Genomic DNA, 2,640 nt, shown 5'->3' on the forward strand with positions numbered 1-2,640 from the left:
CAGCGACCGACCTGGACGTCGTCGAGGGTGCCGAGGGCGTCGGGGACGAGGACGGCGGCGGAGTGGTAGGCGCTGACGAGGTAGGAGGTGATGGCGTGGTCGCTGGTGTTCATTTGTCGGATGTTGAGTCCGGGTTGGTATTCGTCGGGGAGTGTTTTGGGGCGGAGGCCGATGACGCCGGCGTCGTCTTCGCCGGTGCGCATGGCGAGGATCGAGGTGGTGCCGGTGGGGGTGATGGGGATTTTGTCGCAGGGCAGGATCGGGACGCCGCGCCAGGCGGTGACGGGTTTGCCGTCGAGCAGGATGGTGTCGGGGTAGATGCGGCGGTTGGTGCATTCTCGGCCGAACGCGGCGATGGCGTGGGGGTGGGCGAGGAAGAAGCGGGTTTTGCGGCGGCGGCAGAGGAGGTCGTCGAGGTCGAGGGGGGTGGGTGGGCCGGTGCGGGTGGGGATGCGTTGTTTGAGGTCGGTGTTGTGCAGGAGCCCGAAGTCGGTGTTGTTGATCAGTTCGTGTTCTTGGCGTTCCCGCAACGCTTCGACGGTGAGGCGGAGTTGTTGTTCGAGTTGGTTCATGGGCTGGTTGTAGAGGTCGGTGATGCGGTTGTGGACGCGCAGGACGGTTTGGGCGACGGCGAGGTCGTATTCGCGGGGGGAGGGGTCGTAGTCGACGTAGGTGCCGGGGAGTAGGGGTTCGCCGTCGTGGCCGGCGGCGAGGTCGATCGCGGCTTCGCCTTTGGTGTTTTGGGGTTTGCGTGGTTGGGCCAGTGCTTCGGTGACGTGGGTGCGGAGGGTTTCGGTGCGGCCGTTGAGGCGGGCGTAGGCCGCGGCGGGCAGGACGAGGGCGATGACGCGGGTGGCGGCGCGGGCGGTGTAGGTCCAGGTGCCGGGGTGGGGGCTGAGGAGTTCTTCGCCGAAGTGGTCGCCGTCGGTGGCGGTGGCGAGGTGGAGTTCGTCGCCGTAGGGGCCGGTGGCGTGGCGGGTGATTTTGCCGTGGGCGAGGAGGAAGAGGCTGTCGAGGGGGTTGCCGGCGGTGACGAGGGTGTCGCCGGGTTCGTATTCGCGTTGCTCGAACGCGTCGGCCAGTGCGCCGAGGGCGGTTTCGTCGCCGAAGTGGCGGAGGAGGGGGAGTTCGGTGAGTTCGGCGGGGACGACGTGGACGCGGGCGCCGGTGGTGTAGAAGGAGAGTTTGCCGTCGCCGAGGGTGTAGGTGAGGCGCCGGTTGACCCGGTAGGACCCGGCCGGGACGTCGACCCAGGGGAGCTGGGAGAGCAGCCAGCGGGTGGTGATGCCGCGCATCTGCGGCAGCGTTTTGGTGGTGGTGGTCAGTGTCCGTGCCGCTCGGACACTGAGTGTCAGTTGCACCGAGGTGGTTTCTTCGGTGAGGGTCACGGGGTTTCCCGGCCGATTTCGGCGCTTTCGAGGACGGCGAGGGCGTCGGGGACGAGGACGGCGGCGGAGTAGTAGGCGGAGACGAGGTAGGAGATGATGGCTTGTTCGTTGATGCCCATGAATCGGACGTTGAGGCCGGGTTGGTATTCGTCGGGGAGTCCGGTTTGGTGGAGGCCGACGACGCCTTGGGTTTGTTCGCCGGTGCGCATGAGCAGGATGGAGCTGGTGCGGGTGTCGGTGATGGGGATTTTGTTGCAGGGGAGGAGGGGGATGCCGCGCCAGGAGGGGACTTGGTGGCCGGCGAGGTCGACGCTGGTGGGGTAGAGGCCGGCTTTGGTGCATTCGCGGCCGAACGCGGCGATGGTTTTGGGGTGGGCGAGGAAGAAGCTGGGGTCTTTCCAGACGAGGGTGAGCAGGTGGTCGAGGTCGTCGGGGGTGGGTGGGCCGGTGCGGGTGGGGATGCGCTGGGCGAAGTCGGTGTTGGGCAGGAGCCCGAAGTCGGTGTTGTTGATCAGTTCGTGTTCTTGGCGTTCGCGTAGGGCTTCGACGGTGAGGCGGAGTTGTTGTTCGATCTGGTTCATGGGTTGGTTGTAGAGGTCGGCGACGCGGGAGTGGACGCGTAGGACCGTCTGCGCTACCGACAGTTCGTATTCGCGGGGGCGGGTTTCGTAGTCGACGAAGGTGGCGGGGAGTTGGGGTTCGCCGTCGTGGCCGGAGGCGAGGGAGATTTCGGCTTCGCCGTGGTCGTTGCTGGCGGTGGCGCCGCGGTCGAGGTAGTTCTGCAGGTGGGTGCGGAGGGTGTCGGAGCGGGTGAGGATGTCGTCGAAGGCGGTGCGGGGGAGGGACAGGACGGTGCAGGTGGTGACGGCTTTGGCGGTGAATTCCCAGATGCCGTCGTCGCGGGTGAGGGTGGTTTCGCCGAAGTGGTCGCCGTCGGCGAGGGTGCCGAGGACGATGTGGTCGCCGTAGGCGCCGGTGCCGATTTTGGTGATTTTGCCGTGGGCGAGGAGGAAGACCTGGTCGGCGGGGGAGCCGAATTCGACGAGGGCGTCGCCGGGGGCGTATTCGTGTTGGGTGAAGCGGTCGGCGAGTTCGGTGAGGACGTCTTCGTCGTCGTAGCCGCGCAGGGGGGCGAGTTCGCCGAGTTCGGGGGGGATGACGCGGACGTGGGTGCCGGTGGTGGTGAAGGTGACGCGGCCGTCGCCGACGGCGTAGGAGAGGCGGCGGTTGACGCGGTAGGAGCCGGCGGCGA

General features: G+C 67.3%; 2 protein-coding genes. Both read right to left on the minus strand.

The features are described from left to right. Positions 1-1,388, minus strand: a 1,388-nt coding sequence (locus C2L58_RS30335; RefSeq protein WP_103341099.1) for a family 2B encapsulin nanocompartment shell protein, incomplete at its 3' end; no start/stop codon positions are given. Further along, the coding region (locus C2L58_RS30340; RefSeq protein ID WP_103341100.1) for a family 2B encapsulin nanocompartment shell protein at positions 1,385-2,640 on the minus strand (1,256 nt) is incomplete at its 5' end. The genes C2L58_RS30340 and C2L58_RS30335, both read right to left, overlap by 4 nt.

It is taken from the genome of Amycolatopsis sp. CA-126428 (assembly GCF_002904335.1).
GTDB lineage: Bacteria > Actinomycetota > Actinomycetes > Mycobacteriales > Pseudonocardiaceae > Amycolatopsis.